At 58.8% G+C, this 25645-nt stretch carries 23 protein-coding genes and 1 pseudogene; 14 read left to right on the top strand and 10 right to left on the bottom strand.

The window, feature by feature from the left end; translation table 11 throughout:
- Positions 1 to 191: 191 nt before the first annotated feature.
- Genes EPN93_10360 through EPN93_10350 form a run of 3 tightly spaced genes read right to left on the bottom strand, consistent with a single transcriptional unit; the run spans position 192 to position 1682 of the window.
- Positions 192 to 545: a DUF3795 domain-containing protein gene (locus EPN93_10360; GenBank protein TAL35426.1), complete on the bottom strand. Its 354-nt coding sequence runs from the start codon at positions 543 to 545 to the stop codon at positions 192 to 194.
- 29 nt (positions 546 to 574) lie between these two features.
- Complete coding sequence (locus EPN93_10355; protein ID TAL35425.1) at positions 575 to 1033, bottom strand: MaoC family dehydratase; 459 nt, start codon at positions 1031 to 1033, stop codon at positions 575 to 577.
- Positions 1034 to 1088: 55 nt separating this feature from the next.
- Positions 1089 to 1682, bottom strand: coding sequence for a hypothetical protein (locus EPN93_10350; protein TAL35424.1), 594 nt, complete (start codon positions 1680 to 1682; stop codon positions 1089 to 1091).
- 235 nt (positions 1683 to 1917) lie between these two features.
- Here EPN93_10350 and EPN93_10345 point away from each other — a divergent pair, with 235 nt between their 5' ends.
- The 7 genes and pseudogenes from EPN93_10345 to EPN93_10315 all read left to right on the top strand — a co-directional run bounded on the left by EPN93_10345 (position 1918) and on the right by EPN93_10315 (position 8783).
- Positions 1918 to 2622, top strand: a complete 705-nt coding sequence (locus tag EPN93_10345; GenBank protein ID TAL35423.1) for an RNA pseudouridine synthase — start codon at positions 1918 to 1920, stop codon at positions 2620 to 2622.
- A 205-nt stretch (positions 2623 to 2827) separates the two neighbouring features.
- The gene (locus tag EPN93_10340) at positions 2828 to 3310 is read left to right on the top strand and encodes a MarR family transcriptional regulator (protein ID TAL35422.1); all 483 of its coding nucleotides are present in this window, start codon (positions 2828 to 2830) and stop codon (positions 3308 to 3310) included.
- A gap of 118 nt (positions 3311 to 3428) precedes the next feature.
- Positions 3429 to 4475 (top strand): nitronate monooxygenase, encoded by a 1047-nt coding sequence (locus tag EPN93_10335; GenBank protein ID TAL35421.1) that lies wholly within the window; start codon positions 3429 to 3431, stop codon positions 4473 to 4475.
- 87 nt (positions 4476 to 4562) lie between these two features.
- Positions 4563 to 5279, top strand: coding sequence for an enoyl-CoA hydratase/isomerase family protein (locus EPN93_10330; GenBank protein TAL35420.1), 717 nt, complete (start codon positions 4563 to 4565; stop codon positions 5277 to 5279).
- 326 nt (positions 5280 to 5605) lie between these two features.
- Complete coding sequence (locus EPN93_10325) at positions 5606 to 6352, top strand: 1-acyl-sn-glycerol-3-phosphate acyltransferase (protein TAL35419.1); 747 nt, start codon at positions 5606 to 5608, stop codon at positions 6350 to 6352.
- A gap of 137 nt (positions 6353 to 6489) precedes the next feature.
- Positions 6490 to 7164, top strand: a complete 675-nt coding sequence (locus EPN93_10320; GenBank protein TAL35418.1) for a hypothetical protein — start codon at positions 6490 to 6492, stop codon at positions 7162 to 7164.
- A gap of 343 nt (positions 7165 to 7507) precedes the next feature.
- A pseudogene (locus tag EPN93_10315) lies at positions 7508 to 8783 on the top strand (MFS transporter).
- 91 nt (positions 8784 to 8874) lie between these two features.
- On the opposite strand, the gene EPN93_10310 reads toward EPN93_10315, so the two are convergent.
- From EPN93_10310 to EPN93_10300, 3 genes are read right to left on the bottom strand one after another with little or no spacing between them, the layout of a single operon-like run.
- Positions 8875 to 10863 (bottom strand): FAD-binding protein, encoded by a 1989-nt coding sequence (locus EPN93_10310; protein TAL35417.1) that lies wholly within the window; start codon positions 10861 to 10863, stop codon positions 8875 to 8877.
- Entirely contained in the window at positions 10800 to 11813 is a 1014-nt protein-coding gene (gene gap, locus EPN93_10305; GenBank protein ID TAL35416.1) for a type I glyceraldehyde-3-phosphate dehydrogenase, read from the bottom strand. The genes EPN93_10310 and gap overlap by 64 nt, the downstream gene beginning before the upstream one ends.
- 12 nt (positions 11814 to 11825) lie before the next feature.
- Positions 11826 to 12389, bottom strand: coding sequence for a GAF domain-containing protein (locus EPN93_10300; protein TAL35415.1), 564 nt, complete (start codon positions 12387 to 12389; stop codon positions 11826 to 11828).
- 230 nt (positions 12390 to 12619) lie between these two features.
- Between EPN93_10300 and EPN93_10295 the strand changes: the two genes are divergently transcribed.
- Positions 12620 to 12799, top strand: coding sequence for a zinc ribbon domain-containing protein (locus EPN93_10295; GenBank protein ID TAL35414.1), 180 nt, complete (start codon positions 12620 to 12622; stop codon positions 12797 to 12799).
- A gap of 37 nt (positions 12800 to 12836) precedes the next feature.
- Positions 12837 to 13106, top strand: a complete 270-nt coding sequence (locus EPN93_10290) for a DUF2277 domain-containing protein (GenBank protein ID TAL35413.1) — start codon at positions 12837 to 12839, stop codon at positions 13104 to 13106.
- A 10-nt stretch (positions 13107 to 13116) separates the two neighbouring features.
- Here EPN93_10290 and EPN93_10285 read toward each other — a convergent pair whose 3' ends face one another.
- The 4 genes from EPN93_10285 to EPN93_10270 form a co-directional block, all read right to left on the bottom strand.
- Entirely contained in the window at positions 13117 to 14463 is a 1347-nt protein-coding gene (locus EPN93_10285) for a DUF362 domain-containing protein (GenBank protein ID TAL35412.1), read from the bottom strand.
- A gap of 362 nt (positions 14464 to 14825) precedes the next feature.
- Complete coding sequence (locus tag EPN93_10280) at positions 14826 to 15755, bottom strand: glycyl-radical enzyme activating protein (protein ID TAL35411.1); 930 nt, start codon at positions 15753 to 15755, stop codon at positions 14826 to 14828.
- A 386-nt stretch (positions 15756 to 16141) separates the two neighbouring features.
- The gene (locus EPN93_10275) at positions 16142 to 19138 is read right to left on the bottom strand and encodes a formate acetyltransferase (protein ID TAL35410.1); all 2997 of its coding nucleotides are present in this window, start codon (positions 19136 to 19138) and stop codon (positions 16142 to 16144) included.
- Between the two features lie 304 nt (positions 19139 to 19442).
- Positions 19443 to 20075, bottom strand: coding sequence for a TetR/AcrR family transcriptional regulator (locus tag EPN93_10270; protein TAL35409.1), 633 nt, complete (start codon positions 20073 to 20075; stop codon positions 19443 to 19445).
- Between the two features lie 329 nt (positions 20076 to 20404).
- Between EPN93_10270 and EPN93_10265 the strand changes: the two genes are divergently transcribed.
- The 5 genes from EPN93_10265 to EPN93_10245 all read left to right on the top strand — a co-directional run bounded on the left by EPN93_10265 (position 20405) and on the right by EPN93_10245 (position 25599).
- Entirely contained in the window at positions 20405 to 21727 is a 1323-nt protein-coding gene (locus tag EPN93_10265) for a putative DNA modification/repair radical SAM protein (GenBank protein TAL35408.1), read from the top strand.
- On the top strand, positions 21727 to 22494 hold the full coding sequence (locus tag EPN93_10260; protein TAL35407.1) for a DNA metabolism protein: 768 nt from the start codon (positions 21727 to 21729) through the stop codon (positions 22492 to 22494). Before EPN93_10265 ends, EPN93_10260 begins: the two co-directional genes overlap by 1 nt.
- Positions 22495 to 22560: 66 nt before the next feature.
- Positions 22561 to 23457 carry a formamidopyrimidine-DNA glycosylase gene (locus EPN93_10255; GenBank protein TAL35449.1) on the top strand — a complete coding sequence of 299 codons (897 nt, stop codon included), beginning with the start codon at positions 22561 to 22563 and terminating at the stop codon, positions 23455 to 23457.
- A 214-nt stretch (positions 23458 to 23671) separates the two neighbouring features.
- On the top strand, positions 23672 to 25024 hold the full coding sequence (locus EPN93_10250; protein ID TAL35406.1) for an NAD(P)/FAD-dependent oxidoreductase: 1353 nt from the start codon (positions 23672 to 23674) through the stop codon (positions 25022 to 25024).
- Positions 25025 to 25125: 101 nt separating this feature from the next.
- A complete protein-coding gene (locus tag EPN93_10245; GenBank protein ID TAL35405.1) occupies positions 25126 to 25599 on the top strand; it encodes a hypothetical protein in 474 nt (157 codons plus the stop codon).
- Positions 25600 to 25645 lie beyond the last annotated feature (46 nt).

Genomic DNA, 25645 nt, shown 5'->3' with positions numbered 1-25645 from the left:
GAGGCGAGTTCGGGCGTCAGCCGCTCCGGCGTTTGAGGAGCGCGGAGAGTGGGAGCCACGAGGGAGAGAGGCCGCGAAGGCCTTTCTCCCTCGTGAAAGCACCCCCTGTCAGGGGACTGAGATGCAACGCCATTAGGCCTCCCCCGTAGCGCACACGGGATGTGCTAGGATAACTCGCGACCGCCCCAACTTCACCTCTTCATCGACATCCTTCCAATCCCATCCATGTGCGAAGCAAACGCCCCATACCCGTTCTTCTTGATGAACTGAATGCATTTGCCCCTGTCGGAGCGAAGAATGAATCCGATTACTTTCGAGATCGGGTTATTAAACTGTTTGCATTCCATGGGATCGCTGAACGTCGCGCAGTCGGCACAGCTTGTGTAGCCGTTCTCGATGCAGCATTTTCTCACGCCGCACCAGGTGGCCTTTTCGTTTCCCGCGCACCCGGGGCATTTGCCTTTTGAATACTTTCCGCAATTTTCACAATAGAGCCCACAGTAGGCTATGGTGGCGGCTTTCGATTTCGGCTGATTTTTTTCCATGATTATCTCATCTCCTCGCCCTGAACGAGTCACACTATATACATCATAAGCCATTCGGCGATGAGCGACGGCTTGACCGCTCCTTCCGCACTTACCGTGTGCGTCACCGTAACGAGCACCTTCCCGTTTTCTTTCTCTTCGATGCCGGCGAGTTTCATCACACTTTGAATCTTCGATCCGGACGGCACGGGTCCGACAAATCTCACTTTGTTGAAGCCGTAGTTGATCACCGCCTTGCAGCCCTCGGCAATCCACGTATCCGTGCTGGACAGCCTCGTAAGCATGGAAAGGGTAAGGAATCCGTGCGCAATGGTACGGCCATAGGGTCCCGACCCGGCCTTCTCGGGATCGACGTGTATGAATTGATGGTCCTCGGTGCAATCGGCGAACTGGTTGATCCTTTCCTGGGAAATTTCAACCCAGTCGCTTTTTTTCTCTTCCCCGATCATTTCCTTTAGTTGTGCCACGGGCGCTACGGTGAATGCCATGAAAACCTCCTATTATTATTATTTTACCCGACGAATTGTCGCCTTCTCCCGCGATTCACCTGAATTTCTTCTTTATATCCTTCTTCAAATCCCTGGCCTTGTCTTCCGCTTTATCGACGGCCCCCCCTTTCATCGTGTCGATCTCGGCATCGATCTTGTCCCACGGGATCGGGAAGGTCTTCTTCACCGGGACGGAGATGCTCGTTTCCAGCGTAAAGCTTCCGATCAGGATGTTCACGAATACCTTTGCATCGACGGTTACGGTTTCGGGACGCTTCCCGGCAAGCTTGAAGAGCGCCGATGCGGGAAGCGAGAGATCGATTTTCTCTATCGCCGAATCCTTTCCCTTGAGGCGGAGGAATTTCTTGTGCTCGATTGACGTGGTCTTGTCCCTGTCGAGGTAGATGTCCGCCTCGACCCGGTCCAGCACGACGTCGTCCTCCGTGGGATTGGTGATTTTCAAAAAGAGGTCGAAATCCGCCTGTTTGGGTGCGATGCCGTTGAATTCGATCCTGTTCAGCTTGAGGTCATTGAGCTCGAACTTGCATTTCTCGATGTTTTTCCGGGCCCGGATGTTCTGGTCGACGGTTCCGCACGAGAGCATGGCCGCACACGCGGCGAGCACCATAAAAAGAAGCGTTTTTCTCATTGCATTCTCCTTATCTCGCAATGCCGAAAATAGTTATATACTATGAACAAAAGTCAATTGGAATTCCGCGACACTATGCGCGTTTTCCGCTGAATTCAAGGGCGATACGCAGGTTATCATAAAAGCCCCTTGACATCGTCCGCACGCGCCGTTCAATCGTGTATCGGACCCGGCGGATCGCCTTTGCATTGCGGCGTCCATGGTTGCCGGGACATCACCGTAACCGGAAACACGCATGTTTACCCTCATCCACACCAGCGATGAATTCATCGTAATAAGCAAGAAGGCCGGGGTGTCCTTTCACGGGGACGATACGGCGATGTCCCTTGACGACGCGATCCGCGCCCAGCTTGGCATCACGGAACTGTACGCCCTGCACCGCCTGGACAACCTCACCTCTGGGCTCCTGGTCTTCGCGCGTACGCGCGCGGCCGTACGGGAGCTCGCGGCCCAGTTCCGCCTGCGCCAGATCGAGAAGTTCTACCTGGCGATCGGCGGGTCGCATCCCAAAAAGAAGCAGGGGCTCGTCATGGGCGATATGAAAAAGGGCCGCAACGGGACCTGGATCCTGGCGCATACCCATGCGCGCCCGGCGATCACCCGCTTCTACAGCACATCCTTGCAGCCGGGCCTCCGGCTTTACCTGGTCCGCCTCTACACCGGGCGTACCCACCAGATCCGGGTGGCGCTCAAGTCCGTAAGCGCCCCGGTCCTGGGGGACACTCAGTATTGTAAAAAGATACCAGTGGGAATAGAGCCCGACAGGGGATACCTGCACTCTTACGCCCTCGCCTTCACGCTGGGCGGGGTGCGATATAAATTCATCAACCCGCCCGACGAGGGACGCTATTTTCTTTCTACAGAATTCAAGGAGGCGCTTGCGCGCCTGGGAGAGGATCCGTGGACGCTGAAATGGCCGGGGAGGATGGAATCACATTAGACTTGTTACGCAGCTCAATTTGTTACGGGGTATAAGGGGCGAATCCCCTTATACCCCGTAGGGTTCCCTGCGAGCGCGAGACGGCAGTTTCGCAACAAGTCCATTAATCGTTGACAAATTGTTATGATGTATACAGTTATTATATTCACATTGAGGTGCCCGGGGACGCCCGTAACGTGCACGGCATCGGGTGCAGTGGAGCGACATGATGGGCTTAAAGGCCGAACTAAGATTACAGAAAGACTTCGCATCGCCGCAGCTTGAAGCGCTCCTGGGCATCTACTACACGGCGTCGATGATTAAAAAACGGGCGGACACGTTTTTCGGAGACTTTGGTCTCACCGACGTGCAATACAATCTTATGAACCTGCTCCATTACGAAAGCGGCCCCAAGGGCGGCATCAGCCAGGCACAGCTTGGCGAAATGATGATGGTCAACCGCGCGAATGTGACCACCCTGATCGACCGGATGGAGAAGTCGGCCCTGGTGGTCCGCACCACCCACAAGACCGACCGCAGGCTTAAAATCGTCAAGCTGACACCAAAGGGCGAAAAGCTCTTCCTGAAAGTGAGACCGTTCTATATCAAGCAGATAAATATGGCGATGTCGTCCCTTGACGAATCCGAGCTTAAGGTCCTCGACCGGATGCTGGAAAGGGTGCGCAACAACGTCAGGGACCCAAAATGACAGGATGTGTATGCGGAGCCTGGTGATCGCAACAGACCCCGTATGAACTGCCTGATCCTGCGTTTCCTCCCGGTGTCCGTATGCCTCCCGGGATAGCATATTATTCAAGGAGAATCGCATGAAAACCAGAATCACGGAATTGTTCGGGATCAAGTATCCGATCGTCATGGCGGGGATGAGCTGGATCAGCACCCCCGAAATGGTGGCCGCAGTGTGCAACGCCGGGGGCATAGGGATACTCGCCACGGGACCGCTCAACAAGGACACCACCCGCGCGGCCATCCGCCGGATTCGCGAGCTCACCAACAAGCCCTTCGCCGCCAACACCACCCTCATGTTTCCCGGTTCTAAGGAGAACGCCGAGGTGATGCTCGAAGAGAAGGTGCCGGTCATCAACTTCGCGCTGGGCAAGGGAGACTGGCTGTGCCGCGCGGCTCATAGTTACGGCGGAAAGGTTGTCGCCACGGTGGTAATGGAAAAGCACGCGGTGGCCGCGCAGGCGCAGGGCTGTGACGCGGTGATCGCGACCGGCCACGAGGCGGCGGCGCACGGGGAAGAGGTCACCACTATGCTGCTGGTTCCCTCGATCGCGAAAGCGCTGAAGATTCCCGTGATCGCCGCGGGCGGCATCGCCGACGGCAGGGGTCTCGCGGCCGCGCTGTCGCTGGGGGCAGAGGGGGTCTCCATGGGCACCCGTTTCATGACCACGAAGGAAAGTCCCCTGCACCAGAACTTCAAGGACCTGGCGCTGCAAAAGACCGTGTACGACACCCTTTTCTCCAAGCGTTTCGACGGCATCTTCTGCCGCATCATGGACGCCCCCGGCGCGCGCAGGCAGCTCAGGGCCGGCCTCAACCCGATCCAGCTATTAAAAGCGCTGCCCAATTCGAGCTTCATAGCCAAGCAGATGCGCATGCCCTATCTGAAGATGTTCTTCGGCGTGCTCTTCTCCGGATGGAAGACTTCGAAACAACTCGCGTACATGGCCAACGCGTTCGACATGATGAGCCGCGCGACCATGGACGGCGACGTCAAGGGTGGAATTCTCCCCGTCGGCCAGTCAACGGGCCTGGTGGAAGACCTTCCGACCGTGAAGGCGCTTCTGGACCGGATGGTCAGGGAAGCGGAGGATGTAGCCAAGGCGGTAGTTAAAAAGATGGCGTAAAGAAACGGATGCGCAACGCGGACGGGGCTTCGAGCGCTCAGTGAGGCGGTCAGGTCCCCGCCGTCCGCATCCCCAAGGGGGATTATCATGTCTATCACGTTTACGAAGGAACACAATACGGTCGCACTGGTCACCATGGATTCTGGGGAGAACCGCCAGAATCCGGAGTTCATGAGCACTATGGCCGCCGTCCTGGACGAGATCGAGGCCGATGAGTCGTTCAAGTCAGTGGTGCTGTGCTCGAAACACGAAAAGTTCTGGTCGGTGGGGATCGACGTCGAATGGATGGGGGGGGTGCTGGCAGCGGGCAAAAAGCAGGAGGCGCGCGATTTTGTCTACTCGCTCAACGCTCTTTCAAAGCGCATGCTGACCTATCCCATGCCCCTGATCGCCGCCATCGGGGGACATACGTTCGGTGACGGGGCCATGCTGGCCCTCTGCTGCGATTTCCGCTTTATGAAGACCGACCGGGGCTTTTTCTGCTTCCCCGAGGTGGATATCAACATTGCCTTCATGCCGTCCATGCTGGATATCATCAGGAAGACGATACCCGCATGGTTCATGGAGGAGATGATTCTCACCGGCCGCAAGGTGGGGGCGAAGGAGCTCGAGGATCTCCACATCGTACGGAAGGCCTGCGCCAACGAGGAGGAGCTTCTCAGGGAGTCGCTGGCATTCGCCGCGACCTTCGCCAAGCCCAGGGGAATCTTCGCCGAACACAAGAAAAGGATGTATAAGTCATCCATTGACCTTATGGACAGCGAGGACCCGGCTTTTATCGAGCCCCTCAACCTGACCGCGTAACGGATACTACGCTTTCCGGTTTCGCCAACAACCCCGCCCGCTGCGGGGTTGTTTTTCGTGTGCCGCTGTACCTATGCGAAGCATTTTTGCGCAGGTGCCTTTCAAGGGGGATGAAGAGATGACGGCAATAGAAGATGATCCCGCATCCTGGAAAATTTAAATGGTTTCCTGGCGGTGCCCTGTATATCGGACCCCCGATCTTTCAAAGAAATCCTGTATGGAATTTTTCCGATTTCGAGTACATGTTTACGGAATTGTGCTTGCACTATTCGGAATTCCGTCGTTATTACATCCAGAGTGACTGACCATTACGTGCTGGAGACGACATGCGCCAGTATAAATTTCTCTACTACCCCTATCAACTCTACAAATATCTCGTCTACATGCCGCTGCTCGTTGCGTCCACGATTTTCTGCGGCACGTTCGCGGCGCTTCTGGCGATATTCGTGGGTCCCCGGACCGGGAGCTTCATGGGGATCGTCTGGTCGCGCTTCAACTGCCTGGTGACGCCCATGCCCGTGCGTGTCTTCGGGAAGGAGAATATCGACCCGAAACGGTCGTACATTCTCGCCGTGAACCACCAGAGCCAGTTCGATATCTTCGTGATGTACGGCTTCTTCCCCCAGGATTTCCGCTGGGTCATGAAGGCGGAACTGCGCAAGGTCCCCTTCCTGGGTTATTCATGCTACAAGATAGGGCACATCTTCATAGACCGCAAGAACACGCAGGCGGCGCTCGAGCAGATCAACGCCGCGAAGAAGCGCATCACCGGCGGTACGAGCGTCATCTTCTTCCCCGAGGGAACGCGCTCCTACTCGGGCGAGCTGGGCGAGTTCAAGAAGGGCGCCTTCAAGTTCGCCCTGGACATGGGGCTCCCGGTGCTTCCCGTCACGATCATCGGGACGCGGAACGTGCTCCCCAACAACTCGATCGATCTTTTCCCCGGCAGGGCGGTCATGGCCATCCACAAACCTATCGAGACCGCGGGCTACCACGACGCCAACATCCAGGAGCTCATGGACCTCACGAAGGCATCCATCCAGAAGGGGCTGGACGAGTACGGGAAGAAATAGGATGCTTCAAAGAAATGGAGATAGGGATCAATCCCCCTATCACCCATTCTTACACCCGTCGAATCTCGACTTTTAATCAAATAAACCTCCCCACCCCTTGCTTGCGCGGACTTCCGTGTCTATGTTAATACATTCTTATGGGAACCGGGTCTTTGCGCAATGAGCCCCGTTTTCGCGTGAGCCTTATTAATCTTAATCCAGTCGAGAGAGAGAACATGATGAAGAAACCATTATTGATACTGACGCTCATGCTTACCGGCTTCTCCTGCGCCACGTCGGATATCGCCGTCGACAAGTCGCAGATCAAGTCCATCAAGTCGATCGCGGTGCTGCCGTTCACCACGCAGGCCGCGATTCCCGCGGACGTGCTCAGGGAGGCCGAGGCCGCCATGAAGGCCGCCGTGATCGCGGCCGGGTTCCGTCTCGTGGAGCGCGACAACATGGAGGCGCTCCTTAAAGAGAAGGAGCTGAGCATGTCCGGCATCACCGGAGAAAGCGCCGCGGCACTGGGAACTCTCCTGGGGGCCGATGCGCTCCTTACCGGGATCGTGAACGCGAACGAGGAGACGACACGTCCCGTCAAGGACGAGAAGACCGGCGTCGTCGCCGACCAGAAATTCATGCGCTTCCAGGTGGCCCTGCGGCTCACCAGCGTGAAGAACGGGGCTATCGTGATGAGCATGCAGAACCTCATGCCCGAGAGGCAGCAGGACCCGGCGTTCCTGGGATACGCCTCGCTCGCCGCCTACAGGAACATGACGATGAACGGGATGCGCGAAGACTTTGTGAAGGCCGCGGGAAAGAAAAAGTAGCGCGCGCCCGCGCAGCCCGGATTCACCACATCGCCGAACCTGTGCCTGCGGGGACGCGCGCTGACTTCGTCGGCGCGTGAGGATGTGAACGCGCAGATGGCTGCCGGCATTGCTGGTTCTCCTGAATTTTGAAAAACCCTTGCCGCATGGGGAAATTTGATCGACAGTTGGTTGCTTTTTATCGACCATCTGTGTTTCCGGCACATCCTCCCCCTTGAGGGGGGAGGACAGAGGTGGGGGTGAAAAGCGATTATAATCTCAGGCATTGGGGATTTACTTCCTCATCACCCTCCCCTAACCCCTCCCCTCAAGGGAGGGGAATCGATTTCTGGGAGCCCTTTCTATGCCCTTAACCTCGCTCACGAAGAGACGCAACCTGCACATCATACTCCCCCGCGTTCATCGGCTCGGTGATCGCGTACCTGGACCGCGTGAACATCGCCTACGCCGCGCTCACGATGAACGCGGACCTGGGGTTCTCGGCGCAGGTGTTCGGGATGGGGGCGGGAATATTCTTCGCCGGGTACGTGCTCTTCGAGGTCCCGGGGGCGCTGGTCGCCGAGCGCTGGAGCCCGCGCGCGTGGATCGCGCGCATCATGCTCACCTGGGGCGCGATCTCGGTCTTCATGGCGTTCATCCATACCGAGTGGCAGTTCTACCTCGTGCGCTTCCTGCTGGGCGCGGCAGAGGCGAGCTTCTACCCGGTCGTGTACGCGAGCGTGATCCCGCGCTGGTTCACCGCTGCCGAGCGCCCCCGCGCGATCGCCCTCATGCTCACCTCGCTGCAGGTATCGGCGATCGTGGGCTCTCCCGTCGCGGGGTGGTTGCTGGACATACGCTTCGCGGGACTCGCCGGGTGGCAGCTCCTCTTTGTCGCGGAGGCGGTCCCCGCCCTTATTTTCGGGGGGCTGATATACTTCTGGCTTCCCGACCGCCCCTCCCAGGCATCATGGCTTTCCGATGAAGAGAAGCACTTGCTCGAGGAATCGTACCGTCGCGAGACCGATGCTAAGCTCGCCGCGCGGAAATACTCGGTCCTGGAGGCGCTCAGGGACCCGGAGGTGCTCAAGCTCTGCTTCATTTATTTCCTGTGGATCACGGGCTTCTGGGGCTTCAACTACTGGATGCCCACGGTCCTGAAAGACGTCTCCGGCTGGTCGAACCTCGCGATAGGCGGGCTCATCGCCATTCCCATGGGTCTTTCCCTCGCGGCGATGGTGTGGATCGGGAGCTCATCGGCGCGGACGGGCGAGAAGCGCTGGCACGGCGCGATCCCCGTCTTCATTGGCGCGATCGGCATGGGCGTGGGCGTGTTTATTGAAGAACCCATGGTCAACTTCGCCTTCGTGTGCGTATCGGCGATCGGGGTGTTCGGCGCGTTCGGGGTCTGGTGGTCGTATCCCACGAGCTTCCTGTCCGGGGCGGCCGCGGCGGGGGCCGTAGGGCTCATCAATTCCTTCGGCAATATCGGCGGCTACGTGGGTCCGTACCTTACCGGCTTCGTCAAGGACATGACCGGAAGCTACCGCGGGGCGTACGTGTACCTCGCGTGTTCGCTTTTTGCGGCGGGGGTGTTGATGTTAACTTTGAGGAAGAGGCTTCCGGGTTCCACAGTGTGAGCGTTCTTCCGCGGGCGCTTTTCAAGGGAGATGGGGAGATAACGTTCTCGATGAAGGGGCGGATTCGAATCTGCGCCTCCATCGAGACCGTTTACACCGTCCTCCCCGCATGATCGCCTTCATGTATCGCTTCCAGCAATCGCCGGGGGCTTTTCGCGTCGCCCACGGTCAGGCAGGGGATGCCCATGCCTTTCAGGATTTCCTCGAGAGCGTTGTCCGGCTTCGCACCCATTGCCGTGATCACCGATGCGGCCGGCAGGGTTTTTTCTTCCTCGTCCTTTTTAAATGAAACAGAACCTTCTTCGATCTTCGTCACCCTGGCGCTGACGATGATCGTTCCCCCGCCCTCTTTTATTCTTTTATGGAGAAAGAACCCGTGGGCCGTGTGCTTGCCTACCGGGTAACGGGGCTGCATCTCGACGATGGTGCAGGGAACGCCGCGCGCTTCGAGGAAGTCCGCCGTTTCCATTCCCACGTACCCCGCGCCCAGGATGACGACGGGGCCGCTTACCGCGGCCTTTTCCGTCAGGACGTCGCGTGCGTCGAAAACGTTTGAGCCCTTGATGCCGGGAATATTCGGCGTTGAGGGATACGCGCCCGCGGCGAGGATCACCGCATCGGGCTTGTGTTGATCGAGCAACTCCCGCGTGACTTCCCGGCCGAACTGAATGTTAACTTTTCCATTAGCCAGTTGCCGAATCGCCCAGTCGATCCAGGTCCAGAAAACTTTTTTGTGGGGCGGCCTGGTTGCCGACTGGAGCTGGCCGCCCGGTTCGGCTTCCTTTTCGAAGACCTGGACCGCATGCCCGCGGCCCATTGCCGCGAGCGCGGCGGAGAGCCCCGCCGGTCCCGCGCCGACCACCCAGATCTTTTTTGCCGGGTCAGCTTTTGGCGGCGCGCCCTTGTATTCCCTCCCGACCTCCGGGTTGAAGGTACACGTAGTCGATTTCATCTCGAAGCTCAGGCGCTCGATGCAGCCCTGGTTGCAGGACACGCACTGCCGGATATCGTCGAACCTTCCGGCCTTCACCTTGTTCACGAAATCGGGATCGGTCAGGTGCTGCCTGCCGAAGCTGATCAGGTCCGCGTCTCCGCGGGCGAGCGCATCCTCCGCCAGGTGCGGATCGGTGATCCGCCCGACTCCTATGACCGGCACCTTTACAACTTCCTTCAGGGCCCTGGCGCGGAAGAGGTTGAAACCGGCGTCCGTGTCCATGGAGGCGATGCTGAGGTTCCCCGGCGTCGAATACACGCCCACGGAGGCGTGAATGGCGTTAACGCCCGCGGCGACGAGGCGCGGGGCAAGACGCTTCATGAATTCGAGGTCGTATCCGCCGCGGATGAGCTCATCGGTCGACACCCGGATGAGGACGGGGAAATCTGGTCCCACTTCTTTGCGAACGGCTTCCGCGATCTCGAGGGCGAAACGCATCCTGTTTTCCTCGGAGCCGCCGTAGGCATCGGTTCGCTGGTTTGAAAAGGGGGACAGAAACTGCGTGATCAGGTAGCCGTGGGCGCCGTGGATCTCCACGGCATCGAATCCGGCTGTCTTCGCGCGGCCCGCCGCCTTCGCGTAGGCGTCGATCACGACGGCGACGCGCTCCAGGCTCATCGCCTCGCAGGGCTGGCCCAGGATGACGCTCGGGATGCCGGACGGCGACTCGGGCTTCCCGCCGGCAGCCGCCTCGAAGCTTTCCCGGCCGGCATGGTGGAGCTGGAGGGCCGTCCTGCCCCCTTCGCGGTGAATGGCCTCGGGAATTTTCGCGAGGCTCGGAATGAGGTCGTCGCTCCAGGCGCCAATCTCGTTGGGGAATCCCTTTCCGCGCGGGGTAACTGCACAGGCCTCCGAAATAATGAGCCCCGTCCCTCCCCTCGCCCGCCGGGCAAGATAGGCCGCGAGTCGTTCGGTCACGGTTCCGTCGGTATTTCCGTACCCGGTCGCGATGGCGGGCATGACCGTCCTGTTAGCCAGGGTCATGCCATTTATTGTGATAGGCTCGAATAATTTTTCCATTTTCATTTGATTCCTTTTTTGGCGATGTAATTCGCGAGGTCGGCGACCCTGCAGGAATAGCCCCATTCGTTGTCGTACCAGGTGACGAGCTTGGCCATGTTCTTCTGTATCACCTGGGTGAACTCGAGGTCCACGATCGAGGAATAGGGATTGCCCTTGAAGTCCGACGACACAAGCCTCCGGTTCTCGCACGCCATGATTCCCTTGAGGGAGGCGCGGGACGCCTTGACGAGCGCGTCCCTGAGCTCCTCCGTCGTGGTATCCTTCGCGAGCAACACCGAAAGGTCCACCACCGATACCGTGGGCGTGGGTACGCGCAGGGAGTATCCGTCTATGCGTCCCTTGAGCTCCGGGAGGACCAGGGATACCGCCTTGGCCGCCCCCGTCGTGGTCGGGATGATGTTGAGCGCCGCCGCACGTGCGCGCCGCAGGTCCTTGTGCGGAAGGTCGAGGATCCTCTGGTCGTTGGTGTAGGAATGCACCGTGGTCATCCAGCCCTTCTCTATCCCGAAGGCGTTGTGCATCACCATGGCCGGGGGCGCGAGGCAGTTCGTGGTGCAGGAGGCGTTCGATATCACATGATGCTTCGACGGTACGTAGTTGCCGTGATTCACGCCCATGACGATGGTGATGTCCTCGTCCTTCGCCGGGGCCGATATGATCACCTTCTTCGCCCCGCCGTGCATATGGGCCGACGCCTCCGCCTTCGCCAGGAAGAGACCGGTCGATTCCACCACGAGATCCGCTCCCACGTCGTCCCAGGGGATGCTCGCCGGGTCCCGCATCTTGAAGCTCTTTATCGTCTGGCCGTTTATCACGAAGGCGTCCTTCTTTACTTTGATATCCCCCGCGAACTGGCCGTAGTTAGTATCGAACTGGAACAGGTGCGCATTCGTTTCAACGTCGAAGAGATCGTTTATCGCGACCACCTGAAGGGTCTTGCCATGGCGCTCCATGATCGCCTTTAACACCTGCCGTCCGATCCGGCCGAAGCCGTTGATTCCCACGCGTATCATAATGGCCTCCTGTTAATTGTCATCGAGCCGGTATTTATGGGCCACGAGCAGGTCGTAGTCGGTTTGCAGAACCTGGTGAAGACGCGCGTTGTCGAGCGCAAGCGCGCTCAGGTTCGCCACCGCCTCCAGGAACTGGATTTCTTCTTTTTTGAATTCCCTCACCTTGTCCGTATACACGCGGAGCATGCCGATCACCTTTTTTCCGGTCGACAGGGGCGCGACGATGAGGGACTTGATCCCCTCGGTCTTTGCCACCGCGCCGTACTGGAAATCCGGATCGTTCTGGACGTCCTTGATGTAGATGAGCTGGCCCTTGAGGACTTTCTGGTCGAGACCGCTTTCCTTCACGAGCACGGGCCCTTTTTTAATATAGCTTTTCGAAAGCCCGAACGCCGCACCCATGATGAGCACCTTTCTCCGCGATTCGAGAAGGCGTATCGATGACGCCTTTACATTCAGCGCGCCCACCACCGATTTTACGATCTCCTCGAGCACGATATTGACGTCCAGCGAAGAGTGGATGACGCGCACGACTTCATACAGGGATTTGAAATAGTTCGTTTCTTTGTCTTTCAAACTCATCACCCTCCTTGAAAGGAATTGAGCGCCTGCAACGGCACGATACAAGCCTGGTATCCGCGCCCTGACACTACAGGGCCCGGGGACAAAGTCAATGAAATATCATGCCAGATGAAGGCGCGGATTCGAATCCGCGCCTTCATCTGGTGCTCAAGGGCAATTTTCAAAAAATTAGTTGACAGAATATCAGTATTTTAGTATTTACTTAATATTAAGAGGAGCACGCCATGCCTGTATATGAGTTTATCTGCGACGAATGCGGAAACGTGTTTTCCGAGATAAGGAAAATCGGCGATTTCAGCGTTGGTAACTGCGAGAAGTGCGGTTCGAGCAGGGTCAAGAAAATGATTTCGACCTTCCTGAACGCGACCCTCGGCGCATCATGCACCCCTTCGGGCGGGGGCTGAAGACCCCGATGACGGCCCGTGCGGCCGCATACGACCCATGTGCAGGAACATTAAACCGCTTTTCAATTTCGACCCCCCGGCGACCGAGGAGGAGATACGCTCCTCGGCGCTGCAGTTCGTCAGGAAGGTGAGCGGCTTCACCCATCCATCCAGGGCGAACGAGGAGGCGTTCCTCGTCGCGGTCGAGGAGATCGCCGCGGTGTCCCGCGCCTTACTCGACTCGCTCAAAACCACGGCACCGCACCGCGACCGCGGGGAAGAGGCGGCAAAAGCGCGTGCGCGGGCGGCCCGGAGGTTCGGAGACTGACCCTGGCGCGTTACCTTCTCAGCACGTACCTGTTCAACGCGATGCTCATTCCCTTCACCACGCTGTTGTAGACAAAGAGCACCGAGTCGCGCGTGTCGAACATGGGGTTGGGAAGGCCGAACAGGAACGGGATCTTCATGAACAGCACCTTCACCCCGATAGGACACCCCTTGACGCGATAAATCTTCTTTGCATCGAGTTTGCCTTCCACGCGGGTGCAGTCACCCAGAAGGAGCACGGGACCGTCGGGCATGATGACGTCGCCCTTGTAGATTCCCTGCACGATCGCGCCCTTCTTCGCTTTTTTCAGGGAGCCGGGACGCCGTTTCTCTATGGTGCCCAGGCAGCCCTTCACCGCGCCCTCGCACCCGCCGTCGCAGAGTACGCTGGTGTCGGGCGCATGGCCGGTGTAGAATTGTATGGGGGTATCGAGCTCGTTCAGGTGCTGGAAGAGGCGCGTCTGGCCCTTGGGCTTCGCGCGAAGTTTGTCGATGTCGGCATCGCCCTCGACCGATATGTCTTTAAGGCTGATCGAACCGTAGCCGCGCTGGGACGCGATCTTGAGGTGCTGCACCTCCTCCGGCCTGTAGCCCATGATGTGCGCCGTCACGGTGTCGGCGGCGACCGGGTCGTTCGCGATGATGAGCGCCCCCAGGTGCACGGGATACGGCGCCGATTCATACCCGTAGGTGATGTCGATCGCGTCGGTGATCACGAGATCGGGGTACCCGACCTCGAGCAGGTCGACGATCTTCTCGTGGATGCGGTGATCGTGGAAGAGCATGCGCTCCGCGTGCTGGAGGATCCCGATGTTGAGCTTGAGCGCGTGCGTGACCTGGGCGAAGATGTGGAACTTGAGCTTGGGCATCCAGATCTTGAAATCGGCGTCTTTAATGTCGCGCGCGAGGAGCATCGATTTGTGCCACTTCCCTTTCTTGAGCTCCACGCGGTCCACGGGGTGCTCGTTCAGGTCGATGACCCTCACGCCCAGGCGCGCCCCCATCTCGAGGTAGCCCGCTTCTTTCAGGAACAGGCGCGACGGAATGCCGAACCCGCCCGATTCGCCCACGGTGATATCGGGCACCCCCTGGCCTTTCAGGACCTTAATGGCCGATTCCACGACCGAGGGCTCGGTGAAAGAATTGTGAATGTAGTTTTTATTCGCCGATACCACATTCGGCTTGATGAACACCTTGCCGCGGGGCTTCATGCCCAGCTCATCCATGGACTCGCGGATGATCTCCTGGATGCGGGGGGGATCGTACTCGTCGCAGAGCCTCACGATCACGCGGGGCTTCGCCTTTCCCGCCGTCTTTTCGCTCCCCTTCGCCTTCTTCTTAACCGGACTCTTTTTCATTACGCCCTCCTGTTTGAGGAAATTGTTCGTCGCGCCGTTCTCCTCCCCCCTGATGGGGGCCGCTCACGGACATCCGTGTCCTCCGCGGCATTCGTACATCCTGTACATCGAGGCCGGGTGGGGGTGGAAAGCCTCCCTGCTATGCAAAGCTCTCACCCTTCCCTAACCCCTCCCCTCAAGGGAAGTCCGAACCATAACACGGTTTGCCAAGTCATTCCCTAACAACCGGGATTTAACCGCAAATAGACGCGAATGAACGCCAATATTTTTTTAATTCGCGTTCATTCGCGCTCATTCGCGGTTGCATATGCTTTCATCGATCCTGAAATCGCCCCCGCACCCCCGGAGGGGGCAAGGCAATGTCAAGTTTCGATTCCCTTCGCTTTGAATATATCGCGGCAGCGCCGCAGATTCTGCTTATCCATCCACGCGCCCATCGCGGGGTCGTTCGCGTAACGGTCCGCCGCGCCGATCTTCGCGGCCTTGTCGTGCCAGAGCGGGTTGTACTGCATGAGCGCCGCCTTCTTCACCCCGAGTCCCGCGAGGAAATCCGCGATGCCGGTCAAATTGGAATCCGTGTCGGTGATGCCGGGCACGAGGGGCGTGCGCGGAAGGAGCTCGACCTTCGCGCGGGCAGCGTCCGCGAGAAGGCGCCGGAAGTTTTCCAGGATGCGCGCATTCGGGACGCCCGCGTACTTCCAGTGGGTCGATTCATCGATAAGCTTGATGTCGAAGTAGATCGCGTCCACGTTCGAAAGCACCCGTTGGGCGAAATTAGAATAATCGAAGAAACCGCTCGTCTCGATGAGGGTATGGACTCTTTTTTTCCTGAGCATCGCGAGCAGTGCCGATACGAACTCGATGAAGAGCGCGGGCTCGCCCCCCGAGAGCGTCACCCCGCCGCCGGAGGTATCGTAGAACGGCTTGTCCCTGAGGAGCGCTTCCGTAATTTCGCCGACGGACATCTCCCTGCCGACCCGCGCGAGCGCGCCCGAGGGACAGGCCTGGGCGCACGCGAAGCAGAGATCGCATTTCTTCCGGTCGATGAAACCCGCGTTTTTGCGGGAAAGCGCGTTTCGCCCGCACAGGGGTATGCAGGTATCGCACCCGACGCACTCGCGCGCGTCGTAGGCGATCTCCTCGTGGACGCTCTTGCTCTCCGGATTGTGGCACCAGGCGCACGAGAGCGGGCATCCCTTGAAGAACACCACCGAGCGGATACCCGGCCCGTCATCCAGCGAGTTCCCGCGGATTTCCAGGACGAGGGGGGTTTTTATGGTATCATTTCTCATAGCTTTTACATTTACAGTGCTGAATTCCTCAGGCGCCCTGAATAGGAGAGGAGGAAATAAGGGAATGAAACCGCAGAGGGAATTCGGTTAACGGCATTTCCGTCGATCCGAGTCCTTGCCCCCTTCGGGGGTGCGGGGGCGTCTTTCTCATCATTATCTTCTTCATCACATTCCATCTCTCCCACGAGAAGCTTATCTGCCAATAGCATTCTGCCACATCCCCCTCCCTCGACGGGAGGGGTCAGGGGAGGGTGTAGAGTATGCCTGTGCATGTTAGATGCTCTTTCACCCCCACCCAGCCTCCCCCATCAAGGGGGAGGAGAACGGCGTCCCCATCTCATGATACGCTTAGCCTGCCGCCCCTTTTCTCGAGGGGGGCAAAGGGTTCATATCCCGTACTCCGCGCGCTCGATGAGCTCCATCTGCATGTCGCGGTTGAGGGTCACGAAGTACGCATTGTAGCCCGAGATACGCACGATCAGGTTCCGGTAGTTCTCCGGGTGCGCCATCGCGTCGCGGAGCATCGCAGAGGTCACGACGTTCATCTGCATCTGCATCCCGCCCAGGCCGAAATAGGTCTTCACGTACGAGAACATGTCGTCCACGGTCTTTCCGTGCGTATCGGTCGCGGCCGGGACCACCTTCACGTTGAAGGCGATGTTATTATTTAAATTTACGGGATCGAGACGAGCCACGTCGCGGATGTTGTCGAGCAGGCTCTTCGACGCGAAGGGCTGCGGGGTGAGCCCGGGCGTAAAGGGCTTGCCCGAGAGCCTCCCGGAGGGAAGCGCCCCCGTGAGCGTCCCGAACGCCACGTGGTTGGACATGGACCAGAACCCCGTATTGTACGTGCCTCCCCGGTAGTGCGGGATGGACGCGTAGTAGTCGTGCGCCCACTTCGCGACGCGGTTCGCCATCGCGACCGCCTCGTCGCTCCCCGAGCCGAAGAGCGGGACCTTCCTGCGCACCATTGCCAGGAGTCCGGGATTGTCGCGGAAATCCGTATCGACGGCCTTCTTGAGCTCCGCGAAGGAAATCTTTTTCTCGTCGAACACGAGCTTCTTTATTACCATGAGCGAATCGGTCACGTCAGCGAGCCCTATGATCGCGGTGCCGGAACTGTTGTAGGTCGCGCCCCCCTTAGTGACGTCGCGCCCCTTCCTGATGCAGCCGTCGATGAGCGACGAAAGGAGCGGCGTGGGCCGCAGATACTGGTGCGCCTCCGCAAGCATGTGGTTGTACTCGATGGACTTGTCGATGAGGAAGGCGAACTGCCTCGTGAAGGACGCGAAGAATTGATCGAAGCTCGCGAACGCGCCGTCTTCGACGGCGCCCGTGTCCGGACCCAGCTTCCAGTCCGTGAGCGGGTGCCTGCCGTTGCACATCGCCATCTCGAGCGCCGCGACCATGTTCATCATCTGCATGTTCGTGTGCCCAATGTGCTTGCCCGAGAGCGTGGGCTCCACGCACCCGGTCGCCGACCAGTTGCGGATGTCCGCCTTCGCCCATCCGAGCTTCGAGAGCGAGGCGATGATCGCGTCGTCGTTGTGCATGGAGGGCGTCGCCGCCGTGATCAGGTTCACCTCGCACAATCTCTTCAAGTAGGCGTCGCTGTTGACCCCGGGCGCGTAACGCGCGTTCACGTTGGGGTCGCGTATGGAGAGCATCTCGGTCACTTTCAGGAAGATGTAGGTCATGTCGTTGACCGCGTCGCGTCCCTGCGGGGTCATGCCCCCGAGGGTGAGGGCCTGGTCGGACGAGCTTCCCCCGAAATAGAAATTCGCGAGGTCCGGCGTGAGGGGGAAGTGATCGGTGCAGCGCATGAAGAAATCGCCGATGAGCTCGATCGCGCGGCGGATATAGTCCTCCCGCGCGGCCCGTCCCTTGATCTTCTTCATGTCCGCGTCGAAGTACGGCTGCAGCCACTGGTCGAGCCTCCCGAGCGAGAGCCCCGCGTTCATGCTCTCCATGTGGAGCGCGATCCAGGTGATCCAGACCGCATTCATCGCCTCGTAGAGCGTCCGCGCCGGCTTCTCGACCACGCGCGCGCACGCCTGCGCGAGCCCGGCGAGCTCCTTTTTCCGCGCGGGGTCTTTTTCGGCGGCGGCGTCCCGCGCCGCCCGCGCCGAGAGGTTCTTCGAGTACGAAGCGAGTCCCTCGAGTGTGAGCACCATCGCCTGGAGGACCGCCTTAGTATCGGCCCCCAAATTCTTTTTTTTGAGCGCGCCCTTTATCTCCGCGATCACGCCAGAAGTGCCCTTCGCGAGTATCTTCGGAAAATCGGGGATCGTGTGGGAGATGGTTGCCTGTTTCCAGTTGAAGTAGAGCGCGTAACGCTCGTCCATCCGCTGGCAGAGCGGGTTGCCGTATTTGTCGCGCACCCATTCGCGGAAGTTGCGGTGCGCCCAGTAGGGAAACACGTCGCGATGCAGGAGCTCCCGCGTGTGGGCCGATATCGCGAACGGGTTGTGTGTGCGGTGCGGGATGGTGAGGAGCTCGTTCCAGATGAGGCCGCCGCTTCCCTCGGGATAGACGACACAGCCGACCTGTTTGCTCGTCGTGGTCCCCGCGAGGAGCGAATCCTCCGCGATTATGGGCTCCTTGTGTTCCATCAGGTGCTTGTAGGCGTGCGCCTTGCGGAGAATGGGGTTCCAGGGTTTTCCCGTGGAATCGTGCTCGAAGCCGTGCTCCCGGTGCCACGCGGTGAGAAGCCCGGGCAGCTCCGGGCAGACCTCGGGTTTTACGGTGAGGTGAAGGTCAAGAAATTTCCCGAGCCGGGGAAAGTCCGCGAGCCCGTACGCCGGGAGGTACGGGTCCTCCAGGTGCTTCACACCGCGGTCCCGCGAGGGCGCGGCAAGGCGCGCCGTCTTCCGGGCGGCGAGCCCGGCGGACAATTCGGCATTGGCGGCGGGGGATGCTTTCAGGAGCTCCCTGCGGCGGGAGGCGCGCTCCCCTTCCATGAGCTTCACCTGCTTCGCATTCATGAGAAGCGAGAGGAAATAGAAGAACAGGTTTATCTGCCCCATGCTCCCCTCGACGCGCATCTCGCTTTTCAAGAGCATATGGATCTGGTCGGTGGGGGTCGCGGAGAGGAGTTTGCGCATCGCCGCGTCGGTGCGAAAGACCAGCGTCGCGTCCGCGCGCGGCGGAATCCCGCCGGTGACCGATACGCGTCCGCCCGCGAAGACGATGCCGCATTCGACGGAGCCGCTTTCCGTCCGCACGCCCACGGCGAGGTCCAGCCAGCCGTCCACGCTCTTCAGCTTCGCCCTGAGCGCCGGGCGCAGGTTGAAGTTCGCCGCCGCGACCCTGAGGAGCGTCTTTATAAGAAAGTTAGTCGCGGACCTTCCGGTCTTCGTTTCGCTTTCGACGTAGAGCAGCATGTTTTCCTCCCGCGCGCGGATCGCGCTTTTGTGTATCGGAACCTTTTCTCCGGACGCTTTATATTGAAGTATACAATAATGGTACAACCGCGAATAAACGCGAATAGACGCTAATGATCTTTGAAATTCGCGTTCATTCGCGTGCATTAGCGGTTTACTTACCACGTCCCCCTCCCTCGATGGGAGGGGTCAGGGGAGGGTGTAGAGCATGCCTATGCAGATTCGATTCTCTTTCACCCCCACCCGGCCTCCCCCATCAAGGGGGAGGAGTACGACGTATTCTCCATTGCCGCGCATCCCGGATTCAAAACCTTTCCAGTATCTCCGCAGCCAGCTTGTCCATGAGCCCCGTGACGTCCGTTTCCACCTCGAAGAGAAGGCGGCTGTTCCTGAGACTGAGCACGCCGGTCATTTCGCACCAGAGGCGTATGGTCTCCCGGTACGCGTCCTCGTAGGTAAACGCGGGGTCGTCCGCGTGGTAGTCCTTTATCGTCTCGACGACGAGGAAGAAAGAGCTCAGCGCCGTTTCGCGCTCGCGCAGGGATATCTCCTCGAGGGGGGTGCCGATGCACTCCTTGTACTTGGGGACCGTCCGGTCGATGAACATGATGTCGAAGTAATCCGGGTACTCGGTCCCGAACGCGATGTAGCCGCGGACGAGCGCGTGAATGCGGGCGCGGGGCCCGTCGTGCACGCCGTTGGTATCGGCGAAGCGGCCGTACAGGAGCTCGAACCCGTGCATGCGTATCATGAAATAGAGTTCGTCGATGTTGTGAAAATAGTTATATATGGTGGTGGCGGTGACGCCCAAGCGCGCGGCGATCTTGCGCATGCTCAGGCTCTTGAAGCCCTCCTCGATGATGATACGCAGGGCCGAGGCCAGGATGTTTTCCTTGACCGCGTTGATCTCTTCCTTTGTGCGGGGGGCCTTTGGCATAGTTATGCCTCTCGAATATTACAGTTACACTGTTATATTAACACTGTAATTATATCAAGCTTTTTTCTCGTAAATCAGAACTTTTCCCTTGAGCGCCTTTCAACGAGGATGAAGCGATGATCTCCCGCGGCACATCTGAAAATTGAAACTTCTGTTTTGGCACAAAAATGCTTGCAAAATAACTATACCTATGTTTAGGTAACATTGGATTTGTTGCGAAACCGCTGTCTCGCGCTCGCTGGGAACCCCTACGGGGGGCTTTTAAGGGGCTTCGCCCCCTAACCCCGTAAAAGATTGAGTTATGCAACAAGTCAATCAGTGAGGATACTATGGACATATATGAAAAACTGGAAATACTCTCGAGCGCGGCGAAATATGACGTCTCCTGCGCATCGAGCGGGACCGACAGGAAGCGCGCCGCGGGGGGAATAGGAACCGCAGTGCGAAGCGGCATCTGCCACAGCTGGTCCGATGACGGACGCTGCATCTCGCTGCTCAAGGTATTGATCACGAACAAATGCGCGTATAACTGCGCATATTGCGTAAACAGGGCATCCAACGATCTTCCCCGGGCGCTCCTGACCCCCGAAGAAATAGCCGGGCTTACCGTTCAATTTTACAGGAGGAACTACATCGAGGGCCTTTTTCTCAGCTCCGCGGTGTACAGGAATCCCGACTACACCATGGAGCTCATCCTCCGGACGGCGGCGCTCCTGCGCGAGAAATACCGCTTTAACGGCTATATTCATGCCAAGGCGATACCGGGCGCGGACCCGGCGCTCATACGAAGAACGGGCTTCCTTGTCGATAGAATGAGCGCGAACATCGAGCTCCCCTCCGAAAAGAGCCTCGCCCTGCTCGCTCCTCAAAAGGCAAAGGGGGCTATTTTCAGGGCGATGAAAGACATCAACGGCGCCATACTCGACTACAGGGAGGGAAGCCGCTCCCCGCGGCCGTATCGGGGCTTCGTCCCGGCGGGTCAGAGCACGCAGCTCATCGTAGGGGCCAGCCCGGAGAGCGATCACGCCATATTGTGCCTTTCCGAGGCGCTGTACCGGGGCTTTTCCCTCAAGAGGGTCTATTACTCGGCCTATGTGCCCGTCACAACCGCCGACACCAGGCTTCCCCTGGCCGATCCTCCCCTCAGGCGCGAGCACCGGCTCTACCAGGCCGACTGGCTGCTCCGCTTTTACGGCTTCAGCGCCGGGGAGCTGTTGAGTGAAAAGAATCCCAACTTCGATCCGGATCTGGATCCCAAAAGCCATTGGGCCCTTTCCAACTTGCACCGCTTCCCCGTTGAGCTCACTACCGCCGACTACGAGATGATTCTGCGGGTGCCCGGCATCGGGCTGCGCTCGGCGCAGCGCATCGTGCGGCTGCGCACGGTACGGGCCCTCGCGTTCGATGACCTCAGAAAAATCGGCGTCGTGCTGAAAAGGGCGCGCTTCTTCATCACCTGCGGCGGCACGCACCTTGAAAAAGGGGACCTGGAGCGCGGCGCGCTCAGGGCGCGCATCGTTGGAAACCACGCTCCCCTCCTGCTGACCGGCGCCCGCGGCGAAGAACGAAGCGGGGGGCAGCTCGAATTATTCGGTCCCGATTTTTTGCGCACGCGGGAATCCGGGGCCGTTGCCCTGACGGGGGAATTGTAATGTCCGCGGCGACCGGGTCGCGGCAGGTAAGCTATACCTATGACGGCAGCTTTCACGGATTGATGACCGTGGCACATGAGGCCTCGAAAAGGAATATCACCCCTCACGATATCATCGCCGGAGAGCCGGAGAGCCCGCTCCTCTTTCACGATTACGTCCACATCGCCACCGACCCGAACAAGGCGGAGGCGGTCATCCGGGCGATTAAGACCAGGCTTCCCTCTTTGGCCTACAAGCGCGTCCTCTTTTGTTACCTGTCCGAGGCGGCACACGCGGCCACATGCGTTATCGATTATCTCACCCTGGGCTGGCGATGCGGCGCGCTGCTGGATCATTACACCACCCATGAAAAGGTAAAGCCGCTGCATGTTTTGTCGGAGAAAGTCGCGCGGGAATGGCACAGGATGATGGGGCTCGTCCGGTTCAAGCTTACTGCGCAGGGAATACTCTACGCGGCTATCGAGCCCGACCACAACGTTCTTCCGCTGCTTTCGCTTCATTTCGCGGAGCGCATGGCGGGGGAAAACTGGATCATCCATGACGTGGGAAGGAATACCGCGTCCAGGTATTCCGGCGGCGAGTGGGATATTTTCGATTTCGAGGTCGTCGACGCCATCGCGTATGGGGACGGGGAGCTCGCGTACCAGGAATTGTGGAACAATTATTTCACGAACATCGCCATTGGCTACAGGAAAAACAAGGGGCTGCAGAAACAGTTTTTGCCGCGGCGCTACTGGAAGCATCTCGTGGAGTGCATCTCCGATTGACTTTTCATAATTTCGTGCTTTATCTTTTTCCTGTTTCCCCGAATCGTGGACGCTTGGGTACTGTCCATGCCGGAATATCCCGACATTACGGTTTATATTGAACGGCTCGATGAGCTTTTAAAAGACCGGGTCCTGGAAAGGATACGCCTCGTGTCCCCCTTCTTCCTTCGCTCGGCACTGCCGCCCATCTCCCTGGTCGAGGGCCTGGCGGTCCGCCATTTCCGGCGGATGGGCAAGCGCATCGTATTCTCCCTTGCCGATGACTATCATCTGATCCTCCATTTGATGATCGCCGGCCGGCTCTACTGGAAGAAAAACGGGGCGCCCGTCCCGCGCAAAAACGGTTTGGCCGCGTTTGATTTTCCCAACGGCTCCCTGCTCGTCATGGAGCACAGCTCGAAGAAACGCGCCTCCCTTCACCTGGTCCGGGGGGAGGCAAGCCTGGAAGAATTCAACCCCGGGGGTCTTGAGATATTCGGGGCGTCATTGGAGGAATTCCGGGAACGGCTCTGCTCGGAAAACCATACGCTCAAGCGTGCGCTCACCGATCCCCGGCTCTTTAGCGGCATCGGCAACGCCTATTCCGACGAAATCTTACACAGGGCCCGCCTCTCGCCCCTGGAGATGACGCACAAAATGGACGACGAGCGGACCGTGCGGCTTTTCGACGCCGCACAAAGCGTCCTGGAAGAATGGACGGCGCGCCTGCGGGAGGAGGCGGGAAGCGGGTTCCCGGAGAGGGTCACAGCGTTTCGCGGGGAAATGGCGGTACACGGGCGTTATCGAAAGCCCTGCCCCGTGTGCGGCACCGAAATACAGCGCATTCAATACGCCGAGAACGAAACCGACTACTGCCCGCGCTGCCAGACCGGCGGGAAGCTGCTCGCCGACAGGGTGCTTTCGCAGTTGTTAAAGAAGGATTGGCCGCGCACCATAGACGAACTTGAGTCAAAGCGAAAGTGAGCCCGATACGCACGATGCGGGGTGTGCTTTCAGCGTGTTCCTCCATGCGCTCCGCCTCGCTGGTGGGTCGTTACCGGTCTGTCGCACACGGGAAGTTTCCGCGCATGGGCGCGCAGCACAGATAATTCGTTGACATTTCCGCCTCACGCCCTAGCTTTCGGGAGGTTGTTACAGGTTTCATCCTTACACGAACACGAATTTCCGGGAGGCATACATGAAAGCGAAATACGACGTCGACGTGGTCATCGTCGGTGCAGGGACCGCCGGCTGTTACACCGCATGGCGGCTCGCGGAGAAGGGACGCTCGGTCCTGATCGTCGAAAAAAAGAAACGGAAGACCCTGGGCACGAACGTCGGGATTTTCCACGTCGACGAGATCCGCTTCCAGCAGTTCGGCATTCCGCTACCTAAAGGGAAGGAGCTCATAGGCTACTACCCCGACGGCCTGGCCTGGCCCCCGGACGGGGACGCCACGAAGAAGGTCAGCTACGCCTTCTACGTAATGGAGCTTCCCCTCTTTATCGAACGGATGCAGGGCTACGCCGAGAAGGCCGGCGCCAGGATACTCTTCGAGACCGACTATAAAGGACCGCTCACGTCCGGCACGAGGCTCGCGGGCATCCGGGTCAAAAAAGGAACGTCTACGTTCGACATCGCTGCGAAGATCGTCATTGACGCCTCGGGCGTGGACGCATCGGTACGTACCTCGCTCCCGGCGGACCGCGGCCTGGAGATCGATAAGATCAAGCCGTCCGAATTCCTGTACGTCATCCTCCAGTACTGGGACAAGATCGAGGGCAAGGACACCGGGCGCTTCCCCACGGGACTCAACTTCTACCCCTTCCACAAGGCATTCATCAACCCGAGCTACGGCAAGGGCGCGATCGTGGGCATTGGCCAGCCCGAAAGCCTCCAGAAGGCGGAGCAGGTCCAGAAGGAATTCCTGGCGGAGCGCTTCCCCGACACGCGGCACACGCTCGTGAAGAAGACCTGGGGACGGACCCCCTTCCGGCGTCCCCCCCTCTCGCTCGTCGCCGACGGCTTCATGGCCGTGGGTGACGCCGCGTTCATGACCAAGCCCTTCTCCGGCGAGGGCGTCACCTCCGGGTTCACCGCCTGCCAGATCGCCGCGGAAACCGCCGATGCGGCGCTTACCGCGGGCGACTTCTCGGCGAAGGCCCTGTGGCCGCTCAACACGCGCTATTTCCGCGACCAGGGCGCGAAGTTCGCGGGACTCTACGCCCAGGTCCCCGCCGCCGCCGAGCTTTCCCGCCACGAGGTCAACTACCTGTTCGAGAAAGACATTATCTTCTCTTCGTTCGATTTCGAATCGATGAACCGCGACTTCGAGGTGAAGATGGGGCCGCTCAAGCTCGTAGCGGTGGCCGCGAAGCTTGTCGCGGGGAGGCTGAACGGCGGCATCTCGAAGAAGGGGTTCGACTGTCTCATGGCGGCCATGTCGGTCGCGGGGAAGATACGGAAACATTACGAAGGGTATCCCGCGGAGCCGGCGGGGTATCCCGCGTGGGAGGAGAAGGCGCGGGAGTTGTGGGGGGAGAAGCGATAGGGCTTTATTTAATTTACCGTTGAAATTTTTGTTCAATTCAACCTCATGGATGATTAAGGTTCATTCATTTAGAAAATACTATCTATCGATTGGAGGGTTTCATGAGTTACAAATTGAAAATTGCCGCAATAATTCTGATTATGCTGGGAGCTTTTACATTTACCGGTTGCAGCGATGAGGAGGGTACAGAAACCACGACATACGCCATAGGCGACACCGGCCCAAGCGGAGCAGGTATCGTATTCTACGTAACCGATGGTGGATTACACGGATTAGAGGTGGCGCCGGTTGATCAGAGTGCAGGAGCGGCATGGAGTGATATTACAATTGGACTAATCGGGACAACGGGAACTGCAATAGGAACTGGTTCTGCGAACACTGATGCTATTATCGGTCAGATTGGTAGCAGCTCAAGCGCGGCGAAAATATGCAGAGACTACCGTGCGGTAGAAGAAGGAGACTGGGTTTTGCCATCCATGGATGAGCTGAATGCTATATATGTGGGGCTTCAGACTATCGTGTGGAATCCGGAAACAGGTCTAATCCACCTAAATGAAACAGAATTGCGGTTTTAAATCTATTTCTATTGCGAAAACCACAGGCTTTACTTTTAATTTTCTG

The organism is Spirochaetota bacterium (assembly GCA_004297825.1).
Lineage (GTDB): Bacteria > Spirochaetota > UBA4802 > UBA4802 > UBA5368 > FW300-bin19.
Note: the sequence above shows the minus strand (reverse complement) of the source record. Positions and strands in the feature narration are given on the sequence as shown.

Bases quoted from the DNA above. Each gene is read 5' to 3' on its own strand.
- EPN93_10360 (TAL35426.1), bottom strand. From the start codon at position 545: ATGGAAAAAAATCAGCCGAAATCGAAAGCCGCCACCATAGCCTACTGT.
- EPN93_10355 (TAL35425.1), bottom strand. From the start codon at position 1,033: ATGGCATTCACCGTAGCGCCCGTGGCACAACTAAAGGAAATGATCGGG.
- EPN93_10350 (TAL35424.1), bottom strand. From the start codon at position 1,682: ATGAGAAAAACGCTTCTTTTTATGGTGCTCGCCGCGTGTGCGGCCATG.
- EPN93_10345 (TAL35423.1), top strand. From the start codon at position 1,918: ATGTTTACCCTCATCCACACCAGCGATGAATTCATCGTAATAAGCAAG.
- EPN93_10340 (TAL35422.1), top strand. From the start codon at position 2,828: ATGATGGGCTTAAAGGCCGAACTAAGATTACAGAAAGACTTCGCATCG.
- EPN93_10335 (TAL35421.1), top strand. From the start codon at position 3,429: ATGAAAACCAGAATCACGGAATTGTTCGGGATCAAGTATCCGATCGTC.
- EPN93_10330 (TAL35420.1), top strand. From the start codon at position 4,563: ATGTCTATCACGTTTACGAAGGAACACAATACGGTCGCACTGGTCACC.
- EPN93_10325 (TAL35419.1), top strand. From the start codon at position 5,606: ATGCGCCAGTATAAATTTCTCTACTACCCCTATCAACTCTACAAATAT.
- EPN93_10320 (TAL35418.1), top strand. From the start codon at position 6,490: ATGGGAACCGGGTCTTTGCGCAATGAGCCCCGTTTTCGCGTGAGCCTT.
- EPN93_10310 (TAL35417.1), bottom strand. From the start codon at position 10,863: ATGGGGCTATTCCTGCAGGGTCGCCGACCTCGCGAATTACATCGCCAA.
- gap (TAL35416.1), bottom strand. From the start codon at position 11,813: ATGATACGCGTGGGAATCAACGGCTTCGGCCGGATCGGACGGCAGGTG.
- EPN93_10295 (TAL35414.1), top strand. From the start codon at position 12,620: ATGCCTGTATATGAGTTTATCTGCGACGAATGCGGAAACGTGTTTTCC.
- EPN93_10290 (TAL35413.1), top strand. From the start codon at position 12,837: ATGTGCAGGAACATTAAACCGCTTTTCAATTTCGACCCCCCGGCGACC.
- EPN93_10285 (TAL35412.1), bottom strand. From the start codon at position 14,463: ATGAAAAAGAGTCCGGTTAAGAAGAAGGCGAAGGGGAGCGAAAAGACG.
- EPN93_10280 (TAL35411.1), bottom strand. From the start codon at position 15,755: ATGAGAAATGATACCATAAAAACCCCCCTCGTCCTGGAAATCCGCGGG.
- EPN93_10275 (TAL35410.1), bottom strand. From the start codon at position 19,138: ATGCTGCTCTACGTCGAAAGCGAAACGAAGACCGGAAGGTCCGCGACT.
- EPN93_10270 (TAL35409.1), bottom strand. From the start codon at position 20,075: ATGCCAAAGGCCCCCCGCACAAAGGAAGAGATCAACGCGGTCAAGGAA.
- EPN93_10265 (TAL35408.1), top strand. From the start codon at position 20,405: ATGGACATATATGAAAAACTGGAAATACTCTCGAGCGCGGCGAAATAT.
- EPN93_10260 (TAL35407.1), top strand. From the start codon at position 21,727: ATGTCCGCGGCGACCGGGTCGCGGCAGGTAAGCTATACCTATGACGGC.
- EPN93_10255 (TAL35449.1), top strand. From the start codon at position 22,561: ATGCCGGAATATCCCGACATTACGGTTTATATTGAACGGCTCGATGAG.
- EPN93_10250 (TAL35406.1), top strand. From the start codon at position 23,672: ATGAAAGCGAAATACGACGTCGACGTGGTCATCGTCGGTGCAGGGACC.
- EPN93_10245 (TAL35405.1), top strand. From the start codon at position 25,126: ATGAGTTACAAATTGAAAATTGCCGCAATAATTCTGATTATGCTGGGA.